Origin of the sequence: Staphylococcus sp. 17KM0847, from assembly GCF_013463155.1 — a bacterium.
In the GTDB taxonomy this organism is placed as follows: Bacteria; Bacillota; Bacilli; order Staphylococcales; family Staphylococcaceae; genus Staphylococcus.
This window is the reverse complement of record NZ_CP040781.1, coordinates 364,214-390,523: the sequence shown is the minus strand read 5'-3', so window position 1 is coordinate 390,523 and position 26,310 is coordinate 364,214. Positions and strand designations below refer to the sequence as shown.

Below are 26,310 nucleotides of genomic sequence, written 5' to 3'. Positions count from 1 at the left end.
ATCATCAAGCGATGTCATTACTTCTCTATTTCATTATGGATGATGAATAAGAAAAACTAGAGTATCACACATTATCGTGCAAATACTCTAGTTCGATATAACAAAACATTATTGTTCTGGATTCATAACTTCATCAATTAAACCGTACTCTTTTGCTTCTTCTGCTGTTAAAAAGTTATCACGATCTGTATCTTTTTGAATTTTTTCAATAGATTGACCTGTACGTTCAGATAAAATTTTATTTAATTTTTCACGTGTTTTCAAAATATGGTTAGCTGCAATTTCAATTTCTGTTGCTTGACCTTGCGCGCCACCAAGTGGTTGATGAATCATCACTTCTGCATTTGGTAATGCATAGCGTTTGCCTTTAGCACCTGCTGCAAGTAAGAATGATCCCATTGAAGCTGCCATACCAATACAAATTGTTTGTACATCGGGTTTAATATGTTGAATCGTATCATAAATCGCAAAACCAGCTGTTACGCTGCCACCTGGTGAGTTAATATATAGATAAATATCTTTTTCAGCATCTTGTGCCTGTAAAAATAAAAGTTGTGATACAATTGAATTTGCAACATTATCATCAATCGCAGAACCTAGCATAATAATACGATCTTTTAACAAGCGTGAATAAATATCATACGCACGTTCACCACGATTTGTTGTTTCTATAACTGTCGGAATTAAATTCATAAGTTACTTCCTCCTCATTTAGCTTGATTGATTTATATATAGTTTAACTCAAAAGTCAAAAATGGTCAAAAATTAAACACTAACCTTTTTTCATGTTATAATGCTCGTATAACTTTTCGGATTAACTCCTCGTAGTGTAATGGATAACACTTAAGATTCCGGTTCTTACAATGAAGGTTCGATTCCTTCCGAGGGGGTTACAGGTATTGATATAACAAGGTTTATAGGTGTTTTGTGACCAACAAGCTTTAAAAACCCCACCTGCTTTTCAGGTGGGGTTTATTTTTTTCGGCTCGTTTTTTAATCTTTTGCTTTTTGTACATCAGTTCGATCAACCATACATATACGAATCATCGTATTTTTACTATCAAAATTCTTAGGTTTACGATTTATTTTAATAATATTCAATATTTCTCTTTACTTCTCTGCTAAAGCACTGTATAGTTAAAGCTATCGTATTAAAGCTCGTGTAATTAAATTGTAGTTTATTTTTAAGAATATACTCCTTTTGATGAAAGAATTTTTTTACAGAAATAATTACGTGCATAAGCACACGGAGGTATTCTATATGTATAACGGTACAGTAAAATGGTTTAATGCAGAAAAAGGTTTTGGTTTCATCGAACGTGAAGAAGGTAACGATGTATTCGTTCACTTTTCAGCAATCGAAGGTGACGGCTACAAAACATTAGAAGAAGGTCAACAAGTAGAATTTGATATCGTATCAGGTGATCGTGGCGACCAAGCTGCTAACGTAATTAAACGCTAATCAAAACATTCATAAAAGAGAGACACTTCACAGTGAAGTGTCTCTCTTTTTATCATTAAATCAGCATACTTATTAATGCAAGAATGGGTAATGTTCCTTGTTTAAAAAAGATGCTTTTATCGCTAGAAATACCACCATAAATAGCTACACCAATAATATAAATAAGTAACGCTACACATAACTCTTTAGGATGTGTTGAAATAAATGCACCATATAATAATAATATACCAATCAAGCCATTATAAATACCTTGATTTTTAAGCAATGTACTAATTGTCTCATCTTTAAGTTTTTGCTGTGAAATATTAAAAACCTTACTCGTTTTTTCTGATGTTGTTGCTATTGTCTCCAAATACATAATAAAGAAAAATTCAAACGAAACAAGTGTAACAAGAATGATTGATAAAATGGACATATCGCTTACCTTCCTATCTTTCCTTTGAATAACTATGAAAGTCCTATAAATCATCATCTTATTATAGAACTTTCAATTTATTTTATTAAAAAATTGCACTTAATACAATATATAAACTCAACAAATAAAAAAAGTAGTGAAGCGACCCATCATCGTAGATTTCTTCACCACTTATCGTATCTTACACTATATGTTTCTAAAACATCATATACTCAAAACCTTTAATATTTTTAAATTTCAAACTGCTCACCACTACGGATTTTATCTGCCATTTCATTTAATTTTCTTAGGCGATGATTTACACCAGATTTTGATATTGTCCCGGTACTGACCATTTCACCAAGTTCTTTTAATGATACATCTTGATTTTCAATGCGCAATTTGGCAATTTCTCGCAGGCGATCTGGTAAATTGTCCAATCCAATCTCCTCATCAATAAGTTGGATACTTTCCACCTGTTTCATCGCTGCACTAACCGTTTTATTAAGGTTTGCTGTTTCACAATTGACCAGACGATTCACTGAATTACGCATATCTCGCACAATACGTACATCTTCAAATTTTAGTAGTGCTTGATACCCACCAATCAAACTTAAAAATTCTGCAATACGTTCTGCTTCTTTTAAATATGTAATCCAACCTTTTTTACGTTCAAGTTTTTTAGCGTTTAACCCATATTCATTCATCAATTCTGTTAAACCTGCCGAATGACTTTCATAAAGGGAGAAAACTTCTAAATGATATGATGAAGTTTCTGGATTATTCACTGAACCTCCCGCTAAGAAAGCACCTCTTAAATAACTTCGTCGCATTTCATCTGTTTCTACCATTTGAGTATCAATTGCATGTGTAAAGCTACCCTCTTTTAAAATACCGAGCTCATCTAAAATTTCACGTGCTTTCATCTTAATACGACAAATATAGATATTGTTTTTCTTTAACTTCATTTTTTTACGTACTAAAATTTCAACTTCTACGTCAAAAACTTTTTTAATTAGTGAATAAATACGTCTGGCTGTTGTTGCGTTTTCAGTTTGAATATTAATAACAAACTGTTGATTAGATAAACTTAATGCACCATTCATACGTATTAACGCACTGAGCTCTGCCTTCGCATTATCATTATTCACTTCTATTCTCGTTAATTCATTTTTCATATCCGATGCAAAGCTCATAGTGATCGATATCCTTTCTTACTCATTTTATTTAAGGTGACTAGGGTCAAACTCAATCGTACTAATCTCTTGCAATGCCAATTCATAGATCATTGTTGCCAAAATTTCTGTGCGATGTCGTACGTGGTGATTTTCTGATATGAGCGCCAAATCTTTGCCTGTCACTAGTTCAACGCCTCGTTCTTCTAATAATTCTGCATTATAAAGTACAGGTTTTGCTCCCTTTTCTTCGTATTTTTTTAAAATATCCTTACTAAATTCAAGTTCATTTGCAATAACAAAATCAAGTGCATTTTGACCGAGTTGCTGGTGAATTGCGTCAACATGATCAACAACCGAATAGTCATCTGTTTCTCCCGGCTGTGTCATAATATTAGAAACATATACTTTTTTAGCTGCACTTTCAACAAGCGCCTTACCAATCCCCTTCACACAAAGTGTAGAGATTACACTCGTATATAAAGAACCCGGACCCAGCACAATAATATCGGCGTCTCTTAATGCTTCGACCGCCTCATCCATAGGTTCAGCATTAGCAGGTTCTAAAAAAACACGTTTAATTTTTTTATGTTTTGTCGGAATATTTGATTCTCCTACAACTATTTCTCCGTCTTCCATTTCAGCATGCAAGGCAACGCTAGACACTGTTGATGGAATAACACGTCCTTTAATATTTAAAATCTTGCTCAATTCTTTAATCGCATGGCCAAAGTCATGTGTAATATTTGTCATTGCTGCGATTAATAAGTTGCCAAGTGAGTGTCCACTGATTTTATCTTCTTCAAAGCGATATTGAAAAAGTTGTTCCAGTGTAGGTTCAGCATCACTTAATGCAGCTAATACATTACGTACGTCACCCGGTGCAGGAATATCCATCTCATGCCGAATTTTTCCTGTACTTCCACCATCATCTGCAACTGTAACAATCGCTGTAATATCTATCGGAAATGATCTTAAACCTCTTGCTAATACAGATAGGCCTGTTCCTCCACCTATTAGCACTAATTTGAGTTGTTTCATCTTTTCTCGCCACTTTCAATATGTGCATCACGATGACGCACATAAATATTATAGTCATATTTTTTCTGGAGATCTTCTGATAATCGCTGTGCTAATGCAACAGAACGATGCTGACCTCCTGTACAACCAATTGCAATCACCAATTGTGATTTCCCTTCTTTTTTATATCCGGGAATCATAAATAATAACAAATCAAGTAATTTCTCATAAAAAGTTTGTGTTTCTTTCCATTTCATCACATAGCTATATACCGGCTCATCCATCCCTGTTAATGGACGTAATGTTTCTACATAATAGGGATTAGGTAAAAAGCGGACATCAAATACAAGGTCAGCATCGATTTGGATACCATGTTTAAAACCAAAACTTGTTACATTAATTGTAAACGTAGAGGCATCTTTTACATTAAAAATCTGTGTGATTCGTTTTTTTAAATCTTTTGGTCTTAACTTGGTGGTATCTACTGTATGATTGGCTAAGCTACGAATTTCAGATAATAACTCTCGCTCTTCATTGATTGCTTCTAGTAATGTTAAATCATGATGTTTTTGCAACGGATGTTGGCGTCGTGTTTCTTTATATCTCGAAACAAGCTTTTGGGTCTCGGCATCGACAAAAAGTACTTCTAAATGAATATGTGCATGATGTTGAACGTTGTCAATTTCTTCAATAAGATTTGTAAAAAACTCTCTTCCCCGTAAATCAATACCAATTGCTACTTTCTGAAGAGAAGGATTACCTTCTGTCATTAACTCAATAAACTTTGGAAGTAAAATAGGAGGTAAGTTATCCACACAAAAATATCCCAAATCTTCTAGGCTTTGAATTGCAACTGATTTACCTGCTCCTGACAATCCCGTTACAATCGTTAATTCCCGTTTAATCACTTCTTTTTCTTCTAAATATTGCATATATTAACCCCCGTCCCATCATATTCTCTTTTAGTGTACATGAAATCCACCTCAAGTAGTAGTCATGATATATAATTATTATTTCTACCTCTTTATCTTTAGTTCCTCACATAATGAAAGACTGAACACCTTAGAAAGTTCGCTGTTCAGCCTTATGAATGATATTATGATATTATGAAATTTTAAACTTTTAATCTTCTAATGATTCAATATATGCTTGAACGCTTTGAGCAGCAATACTACCGTCACTTGTGGCTGTTACAATTTGGCGCAATCCTTTTTCGCGGACATCGCCTGCAACATAAATTCCTTTAACAGCTGTACTCATATCATCATTTGCGACGATATATCCGGCATCATTCGTAATACCTAGATTGGCAAATGGCTGTGTTAAAGGCTTCATACCAATATATACGAATAAGCCATCTGCATCAACTGTTTGTTCAGTACCATCTTCAGTAGATACAAGTGTAAGTGAACCCACTTTACCATCTTTTTCATTTACTGATTTCAATGTGTGATTCCAAATAAAGTCAATTTTTTCATTTTTAAATGCACGGTCTTGTAAAATTTTCTGTGCTCGCAGTTGGTTACGACGGTGTACAATTGTAACTTTATCTGCAAATTTTGTTAAGAATGTTCCTTCTTCAACAGCAGAGTCACCGCCACCGATAACATATACATTTTTATTTTTAAAGAATGCACCATCACATACTGCACAATAGCTTACGCCACGACCGCCAAGCTCTTCTTCTCCCGGAACACCGATCTTTTTATACTCTGCGCCTGTTGCGATAATCACGGCTGTAGCTTCAACTTGACTAGAGCCGAGGTCTATGATTTTGTAATCTCCTTTATCTTCAATACCTTTAATATCTCCATACTTATATTCTGCACCGAACTTTTTAGCATGGTCAAACATTTTATTGGAAAGATCTGGACCAGAAATCATTTCAAACCCAGGGAAATTCTCAACTTCTTCTGTATTTGCCATTTGACCACCTGGCATACCACGTTCAATCATTACAGTATTTAAGTTTGCGCGTGATGCGTAAACAGCAGCTGTCATACCTGCTGGACCTGCGCCGATAATCGCAACATCATATCTTACTTGTTCTGACATGGATGGTTCCTCCTCTTTATTTTAATCATAGTTATTTTACGACATTTCCTAGGTCGTCTAAACTTATATGCTCATCAATACTTTAAGTGCTTCTTGAAGTTGAGTGAGTGATACATTAAACCATTCACAATAAAGTGATTCATCTTTATGTTCTGAAGTCGTATTAAAATACAAAAATACAACTGCTGCTACATAAGGTGAGACTTTCTCTTTATCAATATCTAAAGCTAATAAATCTTCTGCATAAGCGATCCAACGTAAAAACAAGTCTGTTTCTTCACGCACCTCTACTACGTCATATAAACATAGTAACCCACGATGAACAAAATCGAGCTTGGTCAACTGAAGCCCTTGGATCAAGTAGGAGAGATACAACTTCTCATAGTCTCCTAATGTCTCTAAAATCGACCATACTTCTTTGGTCATCAAAACTTCTTTCCCATTCAGTTGATTCAGTAAAAAAAGCCCATACAAACGACGATGTTGATCTTCACTCATCAAAAGCGGTGCAATATGCCGATCAAAATAAGCGATACGTTGTTCAATGATCCAAGGTGGCAACCCTGGATGTGCATGACTAAATGTCGACAACATCTCCCAGAATGATTTACTTTGCTCGACGTTTCCCAGGTAATAAAAATTGACAGATAATGCGTGAAAGAGTTGAAAGGTTTGAAATTTACCTTTGCGATGCAATGGCAACAGGAGTTGTTGAGAGGCTTGATATTGTTTTAAATAACTTAATACAATACCTAACTTAAACGACTCATCATCATTCATTGGCATGACTTTATTTAAGATTTGCACATATTTTTCAAATAATTGTTGTTCATCTCTATTATGTAGTAACAAGGTGTAATGGCACAGTGCATAAATATCAGTTGCATCTTCACGAAGTAAGCGTTCAAACATCTCTTTTGCGACATCATTTTCATTTAAATATAAATAACACATCGCTAAAAGATTACGGACAATTCGCGTATCTTGAAGTTGGTGATCTTGTTTTAAAATATAAGTACGCGCTTCAAGTAAGCGTCCTTCACCAAATAAGTATTGAAAGATCACTTGTATCGTAAACAGCTGACATTCTTGTCGCAATTCGTCCTCTTCATGATATGAAACATCAAACATACGTTCAAGTTCATCACGATATGCTTCGTCTTCCGACATAAATACATATTGTAAACCAAATAGATACGCTTTATTCGGTTCGCTCAACCTAATATTTAACTGACTGAGTTCATAGAAGGATTGTTCAAGTTCATGCCCTTCACTAATCGCATCATAGTATAACGCTTCTGCCTGTTGTGCTTTGTTTAATTTTATATAACACATTGCCAGTTGTCGTCGTACCTCAAAGTTATCGGGTGACAATGCCAACACTTTGTTTAAATAGTGGCTTGCTTTAGAATACTCTTGCTGCTTAAACTTTTGAGATGCTATTTTTTGATACAGTTTTTCATCTTGTTGATGAAAATGTATAATATTATGTTGGTGTGTCATCATTGCCACCCCTTTCTATTGATTTAAATAAATTTGTAAAGGTGTACCATAAGCCGTTGCACCATCTGGAATATCTTTGGAAACAACTGCACCTGCACCTACTTTAACATTTTGACCGATTGTCACACCGGGAAGTATCGTAACATTTGCACCTATCATCGTATGATCTCCAATTTTCACATCCCCTATACGCAAGGCGTCCGGTAAAAATTCATGCGTCAATATCGTAGCATTATAGCCAATAATTACTCGCTTGCCAATGGTTATACGCTCTGGATATAGTAAATCTGGCACCGCTTTATACGCAAATGCACTCTGCTCCCCAACTGACATTTTTAATATATGACGATAAATCCAACGTTTCCAGCTAATGCTAGGAATAAAACGTGAGATCTCAATAATTACTGTATTTTTGAACATTTTAGTAAAACGAATATAACGATAAATATGCCAAAGTGGATTATGCTGCTGTGCTTGGATTGTATTGAGCCGTCTTGACACTTTATTTACGCTCCTTTGACTTTTCATATTGTGCCCATGATAAGACCTTCACTTCTCGATATAATGGCGCTTTTACTTTAAAACGTTGAATCAGAATAAGTAAAATCCCTACAATAATTAGTGTGATAGACATCAGTTGTGCAACGCGAATAACCTCTCCAATCATCAAACTATCTGTACGCAATCCTTCGATAAAAAAGCGCCCAATCGAATACCAAATGAGATATAACCCAAATGTCTCTCCGACACGCAGATGGCGGCGTAATGTGATCAGCAGTATAAATCCTAAGACATCCCACATAGATTCGTATAAGAAAGCGGGGTGATAGTATTGACCATCAATATACATATTTTCGATAATAAAATTAGGCAATGATAAATTTTCTAAAAATGCTCTTGTAACAGGTCCTCCGTGTGCTTCATGATTCATAAAGTTACCCCAACGTCCAATACCTTGAGCTAATATAATACTTGGTGCCACAATATCAGCAACTTGTAAAGGGTGCCAGTTTCGACGATAACAATAATAAGTTCCCATAGCAAAGGCCCCTAATAAACCACCGTGAATTGCAATGCCTCCTTGCCAAATCATCGGGATTTCTAAAAGATTTTGGCTATAATAATCTAAATGAAACAATACAAAATATAAACGTGCTGTTATGATTGCTACAACTACGCTAACAATTAATAAGTTAACAATATCGTCTTCTTTAAACCCTATATGTCTTGCACTCTTCTGAGCAACTGCATAGCCAATTAGAATAGCAGTTGCAATAATAATACCGTACCAACGTATCGACAAACCACCCAACTGTATTGCTACCGGATCAATATATGACATTATCATGCATCTTCACCTTGTTTCTTTTGACTGTTTTTCATAATTTCAGCATTAAGTCTTTGATTAAATTCTTCTGCTGTATTAATCCCCATTACATTCAGGCGATAGTTCATCGCTGCGACTTCAATGATAACTGCCACATTACGTCCTGGTCGGATAGGGATTGTTTTTTTGGTGATGTTGGTATCAAGAATTTGCAATGTTTCTTCACTCAAACCGATTCGATCATAAAGTTTACCTTCACGCCACGTTTCGAGATTAATGTTCAAGTGAATCCGTTTTTTAGTCAAAATGGATCCCGCACCAAATAATGTCATAACATTGATAATTCCCAGGCCTCTAATTTCTAGCAGATGTTCAATGATTTTTGGTGGCTTACCAATCAGTTCATCTTTCACAACTTCCTTGATCTCAACATTATCATCTGCTACCAGACGATGACCGCGTTTGACCAGTTCAAGTGCTGTTTCACTTTTACCGACACCTGAATCCCCTGTGATCAACACGCCTACACCGTAAACATCGACTAACACACCATGAATCGATGTGGAGTTCGCAAGCTCATGTTCTAAATAGGAGGTCAGTCTTCCCATTACCCGCGTTGTCGCTTCTTCTACATAAAGCAAAGGTGTATTCGTTTCTTCGGATGCACAAAGCAACTCTTCTGGTGCTTTATAGCCTCTTGTAATAATGATTGCTGGCGTTTCAGGCTGACATAATTTGCGCATACGGCCACTACGCTCTTCATCACTTAATAAGTTATAAAAAGACAATTCTGTTGTTCCCAATATTTGAATGCGGTTAGATGAATAATGTGAAAAATAACCCGCCATTACTAACCCCGGTCGAGATATATCTGTATTTTGTATTGGACGATTTAAACCGCCTTTTCCCGCTACAACGTTCAACTTGAAACGTTCAACGACATCTTGTGTTGTTAACATTTTTTCACCTCATTTTATGTCATTCCACTCTATCATATCAAATTGTTATTGTTGCAGGATAGCAATGTTATAATCAAATCATAAATTTTATTATTTTCAAGTTAAAAGCCACCGACGTTTAAATGACCATAGAGCACTTTATCGATTCTATGTATCATCTCAGTCAGTGGCTTATCTTCATAGTGAATAAAAGTAAAGTTCGTTATTCTTTGTTTTTCGCTTTCAAACGTTCACTTAACTCTTGTAGTGTTTTTTCAAGGTGCTGAAAAGGATCTATCGTTGTATGATCATCATCTTTATTTTTGGCTCTTTGCCATTGATCATCAGCTGCCTTTACACCTTTACGTAATATATCCGTCACACTTTGAAATGTATCTCGTACAAAATCCTCTATACTTGTTTCAAATGACGCTTCTGTTTCACTTCCCAAATTCTTGCTATCATGTTCTGTCGTTTGTTGTTGCGAATCATTGAAAAACATGGCACCTAATAGACTTGCTGCTTCTTCAAATTTGATTTTACCATCTATTAAAAGGTCTGTTACTAATTTTTTTACTTTACTTGCTTCTGTTTCACTTTCCAAATTCTTGCTATCATATGCTGTCGTTTGTTGTTGTGAATCATTTAAAGATATGGCATCTAATAGAGTTACTGCTTCTTCCTTACTGATTTTACCCTCTATTAAAAGATCTAATACTAATTTTTTTACTTCACTTGTTTCAAATAACACTTCTGTTTCACTTTCCAAATTCTTGCTATCATATGCTGTCGTTTGTTGTTGTGAATCATTGAAAAGCATGGCATCTAATAAAGTTGCTGCCTCTTCAAAATTGATTTTATCATCTATTATAAGTTTTGTTACTAATGATGCTTTTGCTTTTCTTATTTCATCTGTTTCACTTCCCAAATTCTTGCTATCATGTTCTGTCGTTTGTTGTTGTGAATCATTTAAAGATGATATGGCATCTAATAGAGTTGCTGCCTCTTCCGCATTGATTTTACCATTTACTACAAATTCTGTTAATAATGCTTTTACTTTTGCTTCTTGCATGACTATCTCTCCATTCGCGCTTGATCTCTGGCTAAAATACGTTGCAAATATTGACCTGTATAAGATGCTTTATTTTTTGCGATTTCTTCAGGTGTCCCGGTAGCAACAATAGTTCCGCCACCGTCGCCGCCTTCAGGACCTAAATCAATTAAATAATCTGCTGTCTTAATCACATCTAAATTATGTTCAATAATCACAACTGTATCACCATTTTCAACAAGTTTATTTAAAACTTTAAGTAAACGTTGAATATCATCAACATGTAATCCTGTTGTCGGCTCATCTAAAATGTATATAGAACGACCTGTAGAACGTTTATGTAGTTCTGACGCAAGTTTGACACGTTGGGCTTCTCCCCCAGATAATGTCGTTGCCGGTTGTCCTAATGTAATATACCCCAATCCAACGTCTACTAATGTTTGTAATTTACGTTTGATTTTAGGAATATTTCCAAAAAATTGTGTGGCGTCTTCAACAGTCATCGCTAATACGTCAGCGATACTTTTACCTTTATACGTTACTTCTAACGTCTCTCTATTATAGCGTTTTCCTTCACATACTTCACATGGTACGTAGACATCCGGTAAAAAATGCATTTCAATTTTGATAATACCGTCACCTTTACATGCTTCACAGCGCCCCCCTTTTACATTGAAGCTAAAGCGCCCCTTCTGATAACCACGTACCTTAGCTTCATTGGTTGAGGCAAAAACATCTCGAATATCATCAAATACACCTGTATATGTTGCAGGGTTAGATCGTGGTGTTCGACCGATAGGTGATTGATCAATGTCTATAATTTTATCAATTTCTTCGATACCTTTCACTTCATCATGGTCACCCGGCTTTACTTTGGATTTATTAATCACTTTAGCTAAAGATTTAAACAACACTTCATTGACAAGTGAACTTTTACCGGATCCCGAAACACCTGTAACGACATTCATCACTGACAATGGGAAATCAACGTTAATATTCTTTAAATTATTGCTACGTGCACCTTTAATAGAAATTTTGCGTGCTGTTATATCACGTCGATGTTCTGGAACTGGAATGTATTTTTTACCACTTAGATACTGTCCGGTTAACGACTTTTTATTTTTCATGACTTGCTTAGGCGTGCCGCTCGCAACAACTTCACCACCATGTTCACCTGCACCGGGACCAATATCAACAAGATAATCTGCCTCATACATCGTATCTTCATCATGTTCAACAACAATTAATGTATTACCTAAATCTCGCATTTCTTTTAAGGTTTGAATCAAGCGATCATTATCTCGCTGATGTAACCCAATAGAAGGTTCATCTAACACATATAGTACACCTGATAAACGCGATCCAATCTGTGTTGCTAATCGAATACGTTGTGCCTCTCCACCAGATAACGTCCCCGATGCACGATCCAAAGTTAAATAATCTAAACCGACATTATTAAGAAACGACAAACGTGCTGTAATTTCCTTTAAGATTAAATGTGCAATTTGAGCGTCTTGTTCAGACAATGAAATCTCTTCGTAATAAGTTAAAGCTTCGTGAATAGACTGTGATACCACTTCACCAATATTTTTACCAGCTACATAGACTGAAAGTGCTTCTTTACTCAAACGTTGACCTTTACACGTTTCACAAGGCTGTTCGGCCATATATTTTCGCATCATTTCTCTCACATATTCAGAAGGTGATTCATTAAAACGACGCTCGATATTAGGCACAACACCTTCAAATACCATTGTACGCTTACGCTGTTCTCCAGATCTAGAATTAAACGTAAATGTGATTTCTTTATCACCTGAACCATGTAAAATAATACGTTGTTGGCGCTCAGTTAATTGGCGGAACGGTTTATCCATATTAATCTTATAGACTTCACATACACGTTTTAATAAAGTCGGATAGAAATCTGAACTTTTCGGTTCCCATGGTAAAATGGCCCCTTCATTAAGGGTTTTGCTTTTATCTGGCACGACAAGATCAATATCTACTGTTAACTTTTGACCTAAGCCGTCACATGTTGGACAAGCACCGAACGGACTATTAAAACTAAACATTCGAGGCTCTAAGTCACCGATAGAAAAACCACAAATCGGACAAGCATGCTTTTCCGAAAACTCCAATGGTTCTCCATCGATAACATCTACAACAAGACGTCCTTCTGCAAGTTCTAAAACGGTTTCAATAGAATCTGCCAATCGTGTTTCAATACCTGGCTTAACAACAAGGCGATCCACCACAACTTCAATGGTGTGATTTTTATTTTTATCCAGTGCTGGTACTTCTGTAATATCCATAATTTCACTATTAACACGTACACGCACATAACCCTTTTTACTCACATCTGCTAAAATCTTTTCATGACTCCCTTTACGATGGTTAACAATTGGTGCTAATAACTGTACTTTTGTACGTTCTTCTAACGCCATAATGCGATCTGTCATCTGCTGTACGGTTTGTGATTCAATTTCTATTCCATGTTCTGGGCAAATCGGTTTGCCAATTCTCGCATACAATAAACGAATATAGTCATAAATTTCTGTTACAGTCGCCACTGTTGAACGTGGATTTTTACTTGTTGTCTTTTGATCAATAGAAATAGCAGGTGATAATCCTTCAATCGTATCAACATCTGGCTTATCCATTTGCCCTAAAAATTGACGTGCATAAGCACTCAATGACTCTACATATCGTCGTTGTCCTTCAGCATAAATCGTATCAAAAGCAAGTGAAGATTTCCCTGAACCAGATAGCCCTGTCATCACAATAAATTTATGTTTAGGTAGTGCGATATCTATATTTTTTAAATTGTGGGCACGTGCCCCTTTCACTACAATTGATGGTCCCTTCATTTATGTCACCCTTCTGATTTTAATTCAAATAATAAATCTCTAAGCTCTGTCGCTTTTTCAAAATCAAGTGCTTTAGCTGCTTCTTTCATTTGCTTTTCAATATTTTGAATTGTTTTTTGACGTTCTTTTTTCGTCATTTTATTCGGCACTTCTTTACGTTTTGCCTCATTTGTTTCATCTGTTTCAACCGTAGCACTAATCACATCATGAATTTGCTTATGAATGGTTTGTGGTGTAATGCCATGCGCTTCATTATATGCCTCTTGGATTTCGCGGCGTCTCTCTGTTTCATCTATTGCAACACGCATTGAATCTGTTATCTTATCTGCATACATAATGACCTCACCCTTATCATTACGTGCTGCGCGGCCGATAGTTTGAATCAATGAACGTTCCGAACGTAAAAAGCCTTCCTTATCGGCATCAAGAATTACAACGAGAGAGACTTCAGGAATATCTATCCCTTCCCGTAGCAAATTAATACCAATCAACACATCAAAAGTCCCCATACGCAAATCTCTAATAATTTCAATACGTTCTAATGTTTTTATTTCAGAGTGTAAGTAATTCACTTTAACCCCGGCTTCTTTCAGGTATGTCGTTAAATCTTCACTCATTTTTTTAGTTAATGTTGTAATAAGAACACGTTCATTTTTTTCAACACGCTCTTGAATTTCACTTAACAAATCATCAATTTGATTTTTGGTAGGGCGCACCTCAATTTTAGGATCTAATAAACCTGTCGGACGAATGATTTGTTCAACCATATCATCCGTATGTTCTAATTCATACGGTCCAGGTGTTGCAGATACATAAACAAGTTGATGTGCTTTATCTTCAAATTCTTCAAATTTTAATGGTCTATTATCCAATGCACTTGGCAAACGAAAACCATGTTCTACTAACACATTTTTACGTGCTTGGTCTCCATTGTACATCCCCCGAATCTGAGGAAGTGTCACATGAGACTCATCAATCATAATCAACCAATCATCACCAAAATAATCTAGCAACGTATAGGGTGTCGAACCTAATGGACGTAAAGTAAGGTGTACGGAATAATTTTCAATCCCTGAACAAAATCCCATCTCTCGCATCATTTCAAGGTCATAGTTTGTACGCTGCTCTAACCTTTGAGCTTCTAATAATTTATTTTCACTACGCAGCTTCTCAAGTTGGGTAGCCAACTCTTGTTCAATGCGTTCGATTGCGACTTTCATTTTTTCTTCTCGTGTGACGAAGTGAGAAGCTGGGAATAACGCGAAATGCTCTCGCTCACGTAAAATTTCACCTGTTAAGTAATTAATCTCACTCACACGATCTATCTCATCACCGAAAAACTCAACACGTATACACATCTCATCTCGTGAGGCTGGAAAAATCTCAACGACATCACCGCGCACTCGAAACGTACCACGTTGAAAGTCTATATCATTACGTGTATATTGAACATCTACAAGTTTACGCAAAAGCTCACTACGGTCCATTTCCATCCCTGTACGAATACTTACGACTAAATCTTTATATTCTTCTGGATTACCCAAACCATAGATACAGCTCACACTCGCAATAATAATAACATCATCACGTTCAAATAATGCACTTGTTGCTGAATGACGCAATTGATCAATCTCGTCATTAATTGATGCATCTTTTTCAATAAATGTATCCGTTGAGGGTACATATGCCTCAGGTTGATAATAATCGTAATAACTTACAAAATATTCTACTCTATTCTCAGGAAAAAAAGACTTAAATTCACTATATAACTGACCCGCAAGTGTTTTATTATGCGCGATAATTAATGTAGGCTTACCTACTTCTTTAATGACATTACTCATTGTAAATGTTTTCCCCGTACCTGTTGCACCAAGTAATGTTTGGTGACGCTTCCCTTCACGAATACCTTTTGCTAACTCATCAATGGCTTTAGGTTGATCCCCTTGTGGTTGAAATTTTGATCTCACTTTAAAATCATGATGCTCCATACCTATTCTTCTCCTCATCACAATAATCGTACTATTATTTTAACAAAACTACGCCTCGAAATACAAACATCTGTTCGTTCACCATTCTCTTTCGACATCAAAGTATTTTGACAAATCCTTGCACATACACGCAAAAAAACACTTCCTCTCGTACTAAAAAGGAAGTGGTAGGTATCAACGTTCTTTAGGTTCGTCATAATAGTGTGTATGAAGTGTATCTACAATAATATATCCCGCTAATATTGAAACAACATCAATAAAAATAATCCATTCGTTGTGAAAAAAACCTTTATACACTGAAGTACCAATGATTATTAATGTAATCAGTGTGCCTATCCATTTATTGCGTGTAATTGCACTGAATATTACAACGAGTATACATGGAAAAAAAGCGGCTAATGCATACCATATCACATTCATCACTGCTTTCTTTTATTTAATAATTGCATTGTTTTTTCACGTAACTCGCTACGCGGAATAAAGTTCTCAGTGAGCATTTCTGGAATGATATTATCTATAAAGTCCTGTACTGAATATAAGTGATCAAATTGCATAATTGTTTCTAAACTCATTTCGTAAATTTCAAAAAAGAGTGGTTCAGGATTACGTTTTTGAATTTCACCAAATGTCTCATACAATAAATCAATTTTGTCTGCAACTGATAAAATTTGCCCTTCCAATGAATCATCCTTTCCCTCTTGCAAGCGTTGGCGATAAATCGTGCGATAACGCTCTGGAAATTCCTCATTGATAAATGTATCCACCATTTCTTCTTCTACTTGTGCAAATAATTTCTTCAACTCACTGCTCGCATATTTCACCGGTGTTTTAATATCACCTGTAAAAATTTCAGCAAAATCATGGTTCAATGCCTTTTCATATAGACTTTTCCAATCTACCTCTTTCCCATGAAATTCTTCAACTGTACCGAGATACTGCGCAATTTTTGTTACCTTGAAGGAGTGTGCTGCTACATTATGTTCAAAATATTTAAATTTCCCCGGCAAACGTATGAGCTTTTCTAAGTCTGATAATCTTTTAAAATATTGATGGACACCCATTGATGCAACCTCCTCTGCAACGTGCAATATATTTTATGATAATATAACATACTTTTGTTTAATAACGCACCTTAAACAATATAAGCCTTCAGTAAATATATTGATAGTCATCTATATTTCCAATGAATCTTGTGCTTATAACACCCTCACCCTTCCAATTCATTTCTGATATATAAACTCCTTTTTTCAAACATGCTTCTACGATTGCAACGTGTCCATATTGACCGGCTTCAGATACCAATATCGCACCAACTTTAGGTATATGAGATACGACAAAGCCTTCCCGTCGTGCATGCTTCGCCCAATATTTAGCATCTCCCCAATGCAATGGAATCGCTCTTCCTAATGTAATACGACGTTCAAATGCATATGCTGTACACTGTCCTTGACGATAACCGTTACTGTAAAAACCATTTGATCGATTAGCCGCTTCTTTAAAGTCCAATTGCCTAGATGACACCGCAATCTCTGGCTGTGATAACCTATGATTATAGGGTGAGTATAGCGATTTTGCTGTAAGTGACATCAATGGTAAATGTGCCATTCCTTTTTCAGTTAAAGCTATCCATTGTGGTGAAGTTTCATACAAGAAGTGTGGGTTAAATGCTTTAATACGCTCATAAGAAAGATGATGTTGCTTAAGAAAATGAGGTAGGTCAAGATGAGGTGGCTTTATTAAAACGTGATGCGTAGGGACATTAATAGTTTGTCTTGTTTTTAAGCGATATTGCTCAGGTTCAAGATGATTCAGTTCCTTGATCGTTTGAGGTGTCGTGGCAAATTGATGTGCAAGATCAGAGAGTGATGTGTCTTCTAACAATGTATAGTGTTGTTGTGACATCATGTGAGAAAACAAAAGGGGCAATAGGGTCATGGCTTTTGCGACAGAACACGCATACTGAAAAATCACAAATATCATCACCTTTAACGCATAGTATGTGTCCAAAGCATAACACAGTCACTATTCTAAAATAATACGTACATTCTATTTGTGAAAAAGATGAAATATATTATCTAAAATTAATACAAATCCATTGATTGAAACTCCTTTTATCAAAAAACACTATAAACCCATCCAAACAATATATATACAAGAAAAAGCTCCTATTGGCTTGATAACAACAAATACAAAATGCATATCATACTTTAGGCTGTCCATCTTCTGTGGTGGACAGATCATTAAAAGTACTTAGTTTTATTTTTATGATAATTTCATATACGTAGAAATGGCTAGGCATGTCGAAGCGTATAATCTTGATGGATTGTGCGCTTTTTCAGTACTATCGTTTCTTGATTCTAAATACATACGACAACACAAGAAATCGTTCTAGCTATTACTACGTAACATTTAAGCAACATAACGTGTGAGTCTATCCTTGACGGGGCGTTGATACAGCCATTATTGAATTGTGGGTGGTTCATCGCTGATTGAATGATAGGTAAGTGTTTTTTATAAAATGGAATGATACGCTTAAATTCATCTATTAATATGTATTGGGTTGAGCAGAATGATGGGTGAACAATCAATGATTGCGCTGTTTGTATAACAAAAAAGGTGACGAGCCTCATAAAAATACCCCGAAAAGTTAGAGGTTTACGTCCAACTTCTCGGAGTATATCAATATCTCAATGTCTTTCGTTTAACGATTCATTTGGCTTCTTAAATAAGCATCAATAAACATGCCTATATCGCCGTCCATTACTGCATTAACGTTACCTGTTTCAGTTTGGGTACGATGATCTTTTACCATAGAATATGGGTGAAATACATATGAGCGAATTTGACTGCCCCAACCAATCTCTTTTTGTTCGCCACGAATTTCAGCAAGTTCTCGTTCTTTTTGCTCAATTTCAAGCTGGTACAATTTAGCTTTCAACATTTTCATTGCTGCTTCGCGGTTTTTGATTTGTGAACGTTCATTTTGGTTGTTTACAACAATGCCAGTCGGATGGTGCGTAATACGAATGGCAGACTCTGTTTTATTAATATGCTGTCCACCTGCACCTGATGCACGGAATGTATCTACTGTAATATCATCTGGGTTAACTTCAATTTCAATTTTTTCGTTATTAAACTCTGGAATAACATCACATGATGCAAAAGAAGTGTGACGTCGACCAGACGAATCAAATGGTGAGATGCGCACAAGACGATGTACACCTTTTTCTGCTTTTAGGTATCCATATGCATTATGGCCTTTGATAATGAGCGTAACACTTTTAACACCTGCTTCATCGCCTGCCTGATAATCTACAACTTCTACCTTAAATCCCTGTTGCTCACAAAAACGCTGGTACATGCGCAACAACATCTCTGTCCAATCTTGTGATTCTGTTCCACCTGCCCCCGGATGGAGCTCCAAAATCGCATTATTCGCATCATGTTCACCATTAAGCAGTAATTGTAACTCAAAACGATCCAACTTAGCTTGATAACTAACGACTGTCTCCTCCAAGTCAGCCTTGACTTCTTCATCGCACTCTTCTTGTAATAGTTCGTGTGTGGCAGTCATATCTTCAATTTCTGATTCAATCTCATAATATGTTGTCACTACAACTTTAAGTGCATTATTTTGGTCGATAATTTCTTGTGCACGTTGCTGATCATCCCAAAAGGTCGGTTCAGCCATCATTTCTTCAAATTCTTGAATATTCGTCTCCTTGTTTTCTAAGTCAAAGAGACCCCCTAAGTTGTTCTAATTTTGAATGATATACATCAATATTACGCTTAATTTCAGACAGTTCCATCCCAATTCGCTCCTTTACATCTACTGTTTTTCTTAGTGACCGTGACAGTTTTTATATTTTTTTCCACTACCACATGGGCAAGGATCATTGCGTCCTACTTCTTGTTCTTTAACAAATGGTTTAGGCTTTGCTTTTTCTTTGCCATCATTAGCTGATACGTGTTTACCCTCTAATTCTTTCGTCTTTTCACGCTGAACATCATCATCTACTGTTACAATAGATTTTAAAATATATTTACTAACGTCTTCTTCAATACTTTGCATCATATCGTCAAACAACTGATGCCCTTCATTTTGATAATCACGTAGTGGGTTTTGTTGACCGTATGAACGTAAATGAATACCTTGTCGCAGCTGATCCATTGTATCGATATGGGAAGTCCAACGATTATCAATAGAGCGCAAAAGAATCATACGTTCAAACTCTGGCATGCGTTCACCGAGTTGCTCTTTTTGATGTGTATAAGCTTTATCCACTTTTTTCCAAATGATATCGAAAATATCTTCTTTATCTTTGCCATTCACTTCTGATTCTGTCAATTCACCTTCATGTAAAAATACATCTTCAACATAGTGAATGAGTGGTTCATAATCAATATTGTCATCGTCTTCATTGATATAATATGCAATGGTACGATCCAATGCAGATTTGATCATTTGAACGACAAGCTCTGAACTTTCTGCCTCATCAATGATTTTATTGCGTTCTTCATACATAATTTCACGTTGTTTTCGTAACACTTCATCATATTCAAGAATTCGTTTACGCGCATCAAAGTTATTACCCTCAACACGTTTTTGAGCAGATTCAACTGCACGAGACACCATTTTAGATTCGATTGGCGTTGAGTCGTCCATCCCCAATCTATTCATCATTGATTGCATACGTTCTGAACCAAATCTTACCATCAAATCATCTTGTAAAGAAAGATAAAAACGACTATCTCCTTTATCACCTTGACGACCTGAACGTCCACGTAGTTGGTCATCGATACGACGAGATTCATGTCGCTCTGTACCAATAACGGCTAGGCCACCTAATTCTTCCACACCTTCACCTAACTTGATATCTGTACCACGACCTGCCATGTTTGTCGCAATCGTTACAGCACCTTTTTGACCAGCGCCTGAAACAATTTCAGCTTCTTTTTCGTGATTTTTCGCGTTTAAGACACTATGGCGAATACCGCGCTTTTTCAATAAGTTAGAAATATATTCTGATGTTTCAACTGCTACTGTACCAAGTAAGACGGGCTGACCTTTGCGATGCTTTTCGATAACTTCTTCCACAACAGCGTCAAATTTACCTTTTTGACTCACATAAATTAAATCACTTCGATCCATACGCTGTACAGGTCGATTTGTTGGGATTTGTGTCACTGTCATATTATAAATATTACGGAATTCTTCTTCTTCTGTTTTAGCAGTACCTGTCATACCGGATAATTTTCGATACATTCTGAAATAGTTTTGAAAAGTAATAGAAGCCATCGTCTTAGATTCGTTTTGGATTTGAACGCCTTCCTTCGCTTCGATCGCTTGATGTAAACCTTCAGAAAAACGACGTCCCGGCATAGTACGACCTGTAAACTGGTCAACAATCAATATTTCGCCACCTGCAACCATATAATCAACATCACGCTGCATCGTATAGTTAGCACGTAAAGCAAGGTTGATATGATGGATGATGTCTACATTTTTCACATCATACAAGTTATCAATTTTAAACATACGCTCTGCTTTATCGATACCTTGCTCTGTTAACTGAATGTTTCTCGTTTGTACATCATAATTATAGTCTTCTTCACCCTTTAACATCTTTGCAAATACATTTGCTTGTGTATACAGTGATGTTGACTTCTCTGCTTCTCCAGAAATAATTAATGGCGTACGTGCCTCATCAATTAAAATCGAGTCGACCTCATCAATAATAGCAAAGTTTAATGGGCGCATCACACGATCTTCTTTATAATTGACCATATTATCTCGTAAGTAATCAAAGCCTAACTCATTATTCGTACTGTAGGTAATATCTCGTGCATACGCTTCACGCTTTTGAGGTGTCGACAGGCTATTGACGTTAAGTCCTACTGATAAGCCTAAAAAGTTATACAGCTCTGCCATCTCTTCACTTTGTACAGATGATAAATATTCATTTACCGTAATAACATGTACCCCTCGACCAGTAAGTGCATTTAAGTAGGTCGGCATCGTTGCAGTTAATGTTTTACCTTCACCTGTTCTCATCTCTGCAATATCACCATTATGAATTGCAATACCACCCATAACTTGTACTTTATATGGACTCATATTAAATACACGCTTAGCTGCCTCACGCACAAGCGCAAAAGCTTCTGGTAAAATCTCATCTAACTTATTATTTTGTTTTTTTATATCATCTATTTGTTGTAATTCTTCTTGAAATGCTTGTGTTTTTTGTTTAATTTCATCGTCTGTTAAAATTGACATGTCATCTTCTAATGCAATGACTTTATCAGCAATTTTACTTAAACGTTTGACTTCCCTTTTGTTTCCGTCAATCAGTTTAGATAAAATACCCATTCCTTTCGCTCCTTTAGCTCAAAAACTCTGTCGCTTACAACAATCCATCATACCATTATTAAGTATAAATTTATACTGATATACTCTTAGTAAGTGGTAATGTCTCAGTTTCACGTATCATATCATTATATTATTGATAATACAAAAAGAGTTAGAGTGCCTTATGCGCTATACACCCTAACTCCCATGCTTATCATTCATTTTTATTTTTCAAAAACATTTATTCTGTTTCAATCAAACCATATTTACCATTTTTACGACGGTATACAATACTTGTACCATCTGTTTCACGATCGTTGAATACGAAGAAGTCATGTCCTAAAAGATTCATCTGTAACACTGCTTCTTCAGGATCCATTGGTTTTAAATTAAATGTTTTAGAGCGGATAATTTCAATATCCGGTTCTGTTGTATCATTTTCTAAATCTGGTTGTGTTGCTTCAGCATCTACAAAAACATCTTCTTCAATACCACGATCACGATTTTTACGGTTAACACGTGTTTTATATTTACGTACTTGACGCTCTAATTTATTGTTGATTAAATCAATACCTGCATACAGGTCATCGTGACGTTCTTCTGCACGAAGTGTCACATTTTTAAGTGGAATTGTCACTTCTATTTTAGTGCTAGAATTTTGATACGTTTTTACTTTCACATGTGCTGTTGCATTTGGCACGTTTGTGAAATAACGTTCAAGTTTACCGATTTTCTCCTCGATATAATTTCTCATAGCATCTGTGATTGTGAGGTTGTCTCCGTGAATTTCAAAGTTAATCATAGTGCTCGCTCCTTTCAACCTCTGTTTTATTATCTTTCTTACTTATATTTTACCATGTTTATGTCAACGTGCAAACGTTAACATATCCAATCTTCTGACTTTTTTGTGAAATAGCCTAGCAGCAGCATGATGCGCTGTGCTCCCCGTTGTGTAAATATCATCTACAAGTAATATACTTTTATTTTCAAGTTTTATTTCCTTTTTGATCCGCATTGAATTTTTGATATTCATTCTTTCTTTTTGTGTTAATTTAAATTGTTTTGGACGATCGGTCATAGCTAAAATATCTTTATATTCTATTTTTTTAAAGTCTAAAATATACTTTACAGGATTAAAAGTTCGTATTATATCGTTACTCGGAGAAGACGGTATCGGTACAATAACATCATATCGTTTTCTTGGAAATACCATATACTGCGCGATAACTTCTGCTAAAGCTACGTCTCTCATAAATTTGTATTGTTGCAACATCTCACGAATAATACCTGTATAACGATAGCAACTATAAATATGATTAAAACGAATGCTACTACATGACATATGCATACAACTCAGACATTGACCGTTCTCTAGTATCCCATGACAATATGTACATGATACATCGCTATTCATTTTGCACATATTCAAGCGCTCTTGACAGCTTTGACATAATATTGAACGCGACTCAAAAAAATTGTGGAACGATAACTCGGATATAATGATATTTTGACAGAACAAACACCTCACTAATCAATCCACCCTCTTTCTAGGGCACACTTATTCATAAACTTAATATTGGCACGTGCTTGATACATTGACCATGTTCTCCCCTCATGAAAAAAATGAACTATTCCTGTTGGACAAGATACCTTACGCCCCACTCTTCCAGCTATTTGAATAAGCGTTGATGATGAATGGCAGTGCGCCTCCATAACCCACACATCTAAAAATGCCATTGTAAAGCCTCTTTCTAATATAGTTGTCGTCAAAACTACGGAATATTCACCCTTACGCAACGCTTCCACTTTTAATAAACGCTCAGGATCTTCACTATAAACAAAGCATATGTTTGACACGACAGATTGATAAACCTTATAAAACTGACACATCTGTCGAATATTGCTAAAAAATAGCAACGTCGTCCTCCCCATTGCTTGTTGTTGACGAATTTGATGAAGTAAATAAAATTGAATACGATGATAGCGCACTTTGAAATATTTGAATGTAGGTACAACTAGAGGATGTCTATGAAATCGTGCAGGCAATGTGATGATACTTTCACTACAAAATTGTCGCTTCAATGTATGAGGTGGTGTGGCGGTCATATAAACAGCACTTTTTTGCGCTTTACTCGCATAATGAAGTATATGCATTAAAGATGGATCCATTGAAAGTGGAAAAGCGTCTACTTCATCAACGAATAACACATCAAAATGCTTCTTGAATCGATAAAGTTGATGAACTGTGGCGACAACAAAATGTCCATTATAACGCTGCTGACTCTGTTGATGTAACACATCTATCATCTCATCTTTAAAAGCGTCACGTAAACGTTTACTCACTTCAATCACTACATCTACTCTAGGAGATACAACCGCAACATTATCACCACGCTGCCTTGCATAAGCGATCGCGGCAAAAATCATCTCTGTTTTTCCCGCACCAGTCACAGCATGCAACAAAAGCGAACGATAGTCACGTACTGCCTCCAATATTCGTTCTGATGCATAACACTGTTGTTCTGATAATTTAAACGGTATAGAATAATAACCTTTTGAACATGACTGTTTACTTTGTGTAATCCATATCTTATCGACTGTCGACATACGCCCCATTTGAATACATCGCCGACAATATGTAATCGGTATGGATGTATTTAAAGCGATATATGTATAAAAATCTTCTTTTTCCCTTGTGCCACATTGCTTACAATACCAAGTCTCTCGCTCCCGTATAACGCCTGAACTTTCTTCCCGTATTTCTTCCGTTGTTAATAAAGTTTGACTATGCACCAGCCTTCCATATAACATCTCTATCCCCCCTTTATATATGTACACGTTTTTTTCTCAATCATTACTTTAGAATTTTTCATTTTTAGTTATTAAGTCGTTGATCACAGCGCCAAACAATCAAAATAAGCGATGAAATATTCTATGAATATAGAACATCTCATCGCTATGCTTAATTTTGTATTTATATTATTCTTCTTCATATTCTGGCACTTGGATATAACGATTTGTCACCCCTATACCAAAACTACCTAAACCTAAGTGTGAAGAAATAACAGGACCAAATTCTGAAAACACGATATTTTTCTCAGGGAAACGCATAACCATATCTTGGTATACACTATGCGATTCTTCTTTATTATCGCCACCAATAATCATAATTGTTGCTGTTTCAAATTTTTCCGATAACGCAATTGCTTGTTCTTCAATCAACTTTAAAGCGCGTTTTTTCGTCCGTACTTTTTCATAAGGCACTATTAAACCATCTTCAAAAGTCAATACGGGCTTCATTTTTAATAGATTACCAATCCATGCCTGTGCCCCTGTAATACGTCCACTTTTATGAAGGTTTTTCAAATCATCTACAACTAAATAAGCACCTGTATGATCACGCATTTCCTCAAGGTCTGCTAATATCTCCTGTACATCTTTACCCTCTTCAATAAGATTGATAGCGCGTAAAGCAAAAGCACCTTCTGGCAAGCAAGCAATCTTAGAATCAAATGGAAATACATTAATTCCTTCTACCATATCAGCTGCTTGTACAGCCGTTTGGTACGCACCACTAATACCGCTGGACAAATGTACCACGATAATATCCGTGTAACCTTCTTCTCTATACGCCTCATAAGCATTAATCATTTCACCAATTGCTGGTTGGCTTGTTGTTGGGATAGTATCTGATTGTGCTAAAATCGAAAAAAACTCATCTGCAAAGATTGTCTCATTCTCTTTATAATTTTCACCATTTTCTAATGTAATGCTCAATGGCACGGTGCGTATATTATGTTGTTTTAAGATAGATTGAGGGATATAGCTTGTTGAATCTGTCATCACAGCTATTTTCATCTCATCGTCCTCCTCTATGAATATCAAATGTGATCTTTCCTCATGTTACAATTTGTTAAGAGTGGGATAAACGTCCAATGATTAAAATCCTTGCACTTCCCAACTCTACAATAATACTTCTATGTAGAACCTAATCAGTCATCTCAAAGTTCATATTCTCGCCTCATAAAACAAGTCTATTTATATCATACATTCATTTATATCAAATTTCATTCATTAATGCTATTTATTTTATAAACTCATAATTCATGATGTTCTTTACTATTTTATATACAAAATAATGCATGCTATTATTTTCGTCATGAAATATAGTATAATAATCT

At 35.8% G+C, this 26,310-nt stretch carries 23 protein-coding genes and 1 tRNA gene; 2 read left to right on the top strand and 22 right to left on the bottom strand.

The genetic code is table 11. From position 1 onward, the window contains the following. Nucleotides 1-108: 108 nt before the first annotated feature. Nucleotides 109-693, bottom strand: coding sequence for an ATP-dependent Clp endopeptidase proteolytic subunit ClpP (gene clpP, locus FGL66_RS01905; protein WP_180809935.1), 585 nt, complete (start codon nucleotides 691-693; stop codon nucleotides 109-111). A gap of 125 nt (nucleotides 694-818) precedes the next feature. On the opposite strand from clpP, the gene FGL66_RS01900 reads away from it, so the two are divergent. Beyond that, nucleotides 819-890: transfer RNA gene (locus tag FGL66_RS01900), tRNA-Arg, on the top strand. A gap of 371 nt (nucleotides 891-1,261) precedes the next feature. After that, nucleotides 1,262-1,462 carry a cold-shock protein gene (locus tag FGL66_RS01895; protein ID WP_180809934.1) on the top strand — a complete coding sequence of 67 codons (201 nt, stop codon included), beginning with the start codon at nucleotides 1,262-1,264 and terminating at the stop codon, nucleotides 1,460-1,462. A gap of 55 nt (nucleotides 1,463-1,517) precedes the next feature. Here FGL66_RS01895 and FGL66_RS01890 read toward each other — a convergent pair whose 3' ends face one another. From FGL66_RS01890 to fakB1, 21 genes are all read right to left on the bottom strand, one after another. Next, nucleotides 1,518-1,877: a DUF1304 domain-containing protein gene (locus FGL66_RS01890; protein WP_180809933.1), complete on the bottom strand. Its 360-nt coding sequence runs from the start codon at nucleotides 1,875-1,877 to the stop codon at nucleotides 1,518-1,520. A gap of 230 nt (nucleotides 1,878-2,107) precedes the next feature. Next, nucleotides 2,108-3,052, bottom strand: coding sequence for a DNA-binding protein WhiA (gene whiA, locus FGL66_RS01885; RefSeq protein ID WP_180809932.1), 945 nt, complete (start codon nucleotides 3,050-3,052; stop codon nucleotides 2,108-2,110). A 27-nt stretch (nucleotides 3,053-3,079) separates the two neighbouring features. Beyond that, nucleotides 3,080-4,072: a gluconeogenesis morphogenetic factor MgfK gene (gene mgfK, locus FGL66_RS01880; protein ID WP_180809931.1), complete on the bottom strand. Its 993-nt coding sequence runs from the start codon at nucleotides 4,070-4,072 to the stop codon at nucleotides 3,080-3,082. Next, nucleotides 4,069-4,983 carry an RNase adapter RapZ gene (gene rapZ / locus FGL66_RS01875; protein WP_180809930.1) on the bottom strand — a complete coding sequence of 305 codons (915 nt, stop codon included), beginning with the start codon at nucleotides 4,981-4,983 and terminating at the stop codon, nucleotides 4,069-4,071. The genes mgfK and rapZ overlap by 4 nt, the downstream gene beginning before the upstream one ends. A gap of 190 nt (nucleotides 4,984-5,173) precedes the next feature. Continuing rightward, complete coding sequence (gene trxB / locus FGL66_RS01870) at nucleotides 5,174-6,106, bottom strand: thioredoxin-disulfide reductase (RefSeq protein ID WP_180809929.1); 933 nt, start codon at nucleotides 6,104-6,106, stop codon at nucleotides 5,174-5,176. A gap of 63 nt (nucleotides 6,107-6,169) precedes the next feature. Then, nucleotides 6,170-7,609, bottom strand: a complete 1,440-nt coding sequence (locus FGL66_RS01865; protein WP_180809928.1) for a tetratricopeptide repeat protein — start codon at nucleotides 7,607-7,609, stop codon at nucleotides 6,170-6,172. Nucleotides 7,610-7,624: 15 nt separating this feature from the next. Further along, nucleotides 7,625-8,110, bottom strand: a complete 486-nt coding sequence (locus tag FGL66_RS01860) for an acyltransferase (RefSeq protein ID WP_258007295.1) — start codon at nucleotides 8,108-8,110, stop codon at nucleotides 7,625-7,627. A 1-nt stretch (nucleotide 8,111) separates the two neighbouring features. After that, on the bottom strand, nucleotides 8,112-8,957 hold the full coding sequence (gene lgt, locus FGL66_RS01855) for a prolipoprotein diacylglyceryl transferase (protein WP_180809926.1): 846 nt from the start codon (nucleotides 8,955-8,957) through the stop codon (nucleotides 8,112-8,114). After that, nucleotides 8,954-9,895, bottom strand: a complete 942-nt coding sequence (hprK, locus tag FGL66_RS01850; protein WP_180809925.1) for an HPr(Ser) kinase/phosphatase — start codon at nucleotides 9,893-9,895, stop codon at nucleotides 8,954-8,956. The genes lgt and hprK overlap by 4 nt, the downstream gene beginning before the upstream one ends. A gap of 202 nt (nucleotides 9,896-10,097) precedes the next feature. After that, nucleotides 10,098-10,946, bottom strand: coding sequence for a hypothetical protein (locus FGL66_RS01845; protein WP_180809924.1), 849 nt, complete (start codon nucleotides 10,944-10,946; stop codon nucleotides 10,098-10,100). Nucleotides 10,947-10,948: 2 nt separating this feature from the next. Continuing rightward, nucleotides 10,949-13,792 (bottom strand): excinuclease ABC subunit UvrA, encoded by a 2,844-nt coding sequence (uvrA, locus tag FGL66_RS01840; RefSeq protein WP_180809923.1) that lies wholly within the window; start codon nucleotides 13,790-13,792, stop codon nucleotides 10,949-10,951. Between the two features lie 5 nt (nucleotides 13,793-13,797). Continuing rightward, a complete protein-coding gene (gene uvrB, locus FGL66_RS01835; RefSeq protein WP_180809922.1) occupies nucleotides 13,798-15,780 on the bottom strand; it encodes an excinuclease ABC subunit UvrB in 1,983 nt (660 codons plus the stop codon). A gap of 174 nt (nucleotides 15,781-15,954) precedes the next feature. Then, entirely contained in the window at nucleotides 15,955-16,194 is a 240-nt protein-coding gene (locus FGL66_RS01830) for a DUF2198 family protein (RefSeq protein WP_180810449.1), read from the bottom strand. Nucleotides 16,195-16,199: 5 nt separating this feature from the next. Beyond that, entirely contained in the window at nucleotides 16,200-16,841 is a 642-nt protein-coding gene (locus FGL66_RS01825) for a YfbR-like 5'-deoxynucleotidase (protein WP_180809921.1), read from the bottom strand. 88 nt (nucleotides 16,842-16,929) lie between these two features. Then, on the bottom strand, nucleotides 16,930-17,685 hold the full coding sequence (locus FGL66_RS01820) for a CHAP domain-containing protein (protein ID WP_180809920.1): 756 nt from the start codon (nucleotides 17,683-17,685) through the stop codon (nucleotides 16,930-16,932). Between the two features lie 796 nt (nucleotides 17,686-18,481). Continuing rightward, nucleotides 18,482-19,589, bottom strand: a protein-coding gene (gene prfB / locus FGL66_RS01815) for a peptide chain release factor 2 (protein WP_180809919.1) whose coding sequence is annotated in 2 segments (ribosomal slippage) — nucleotides 18,482-19,516 and nucleotides 19,518-19,589 — 1,107 coding nt in all. Because the reading frame shifts where the segments join, the coding sequence is not laid out codon by codon here. Between the two features lie 32 nt (nucleotides 19,590-19,621). Continuing rightward, the gene (gene secA, locus FGL66_RS01810; RefSeq protein ID WP_180809918.1) at nucleotides 19,622-22,150 is read right to left on the bottom strand and encodes a preprotein translocase subunit SecA; all 2,529 of its coding nucleotides are present in this window, start codon (nucleotides 22,148-22,150) and stop codon (nucleotides 19,622-19,624) included. A 220-nt stretch (nucleotides 22,151-22,370) separates the two neighbouring features. Beyond that, the gene (hpf, locus tag FGL66_RS01805) at nucleotides 22,371-22,931 is read right to left on the bottom strand and encodes a ribosome hibernation-promoting factor, HPF/YfiA family (protein ID WP_180809917.1); all 561 of its coding nucleotides are present in this window, start codon (nucleotides 22,929-22,931) and stop codon (nucleotides 22,371-22,373) included. A 63-nt stretch (nucleotides 22,932-22,994) separates the two neighbouring features. Further along, nucleotides 22,995-23,471, bottom strand: coding sequence for a ComF family protein (locus FGL66_RS01800; protein WP_180809916.1), 477 nt, complete (start codon nucleotides 23,469-23,471; stop codon nucleotides 22,995-22,997). Nucleotides 23,472-23,656: 185 nt separating this feature from the next. Continuing rightward, a complete protein-coding gene (locus FGL66_RS01795) occupies nucleotides 23,657-24,940 on the bottom strand; it encodes a DEAD/DEAH box helicase family protein (RefSeq protein WP_180809915.1) in 1,284 nt (427 codons plus the stop codon). A 168-nt stretch (nucleotides 24,941-25,108) separates the two neighbouring features. Continuing rightward, entirely contained in the window at nucleotides 25,109-25,987 is an 879-nt protein-coding gene (gene fakB1, locus FGL66_RS01790) for a fatty acid kinase binding subunit FakB1 (RefSeq protein ID WP_180809914.1), read from the bottom strand. Nucleotides 25,988-26,310: the final 323 nt, after the last annotated feature.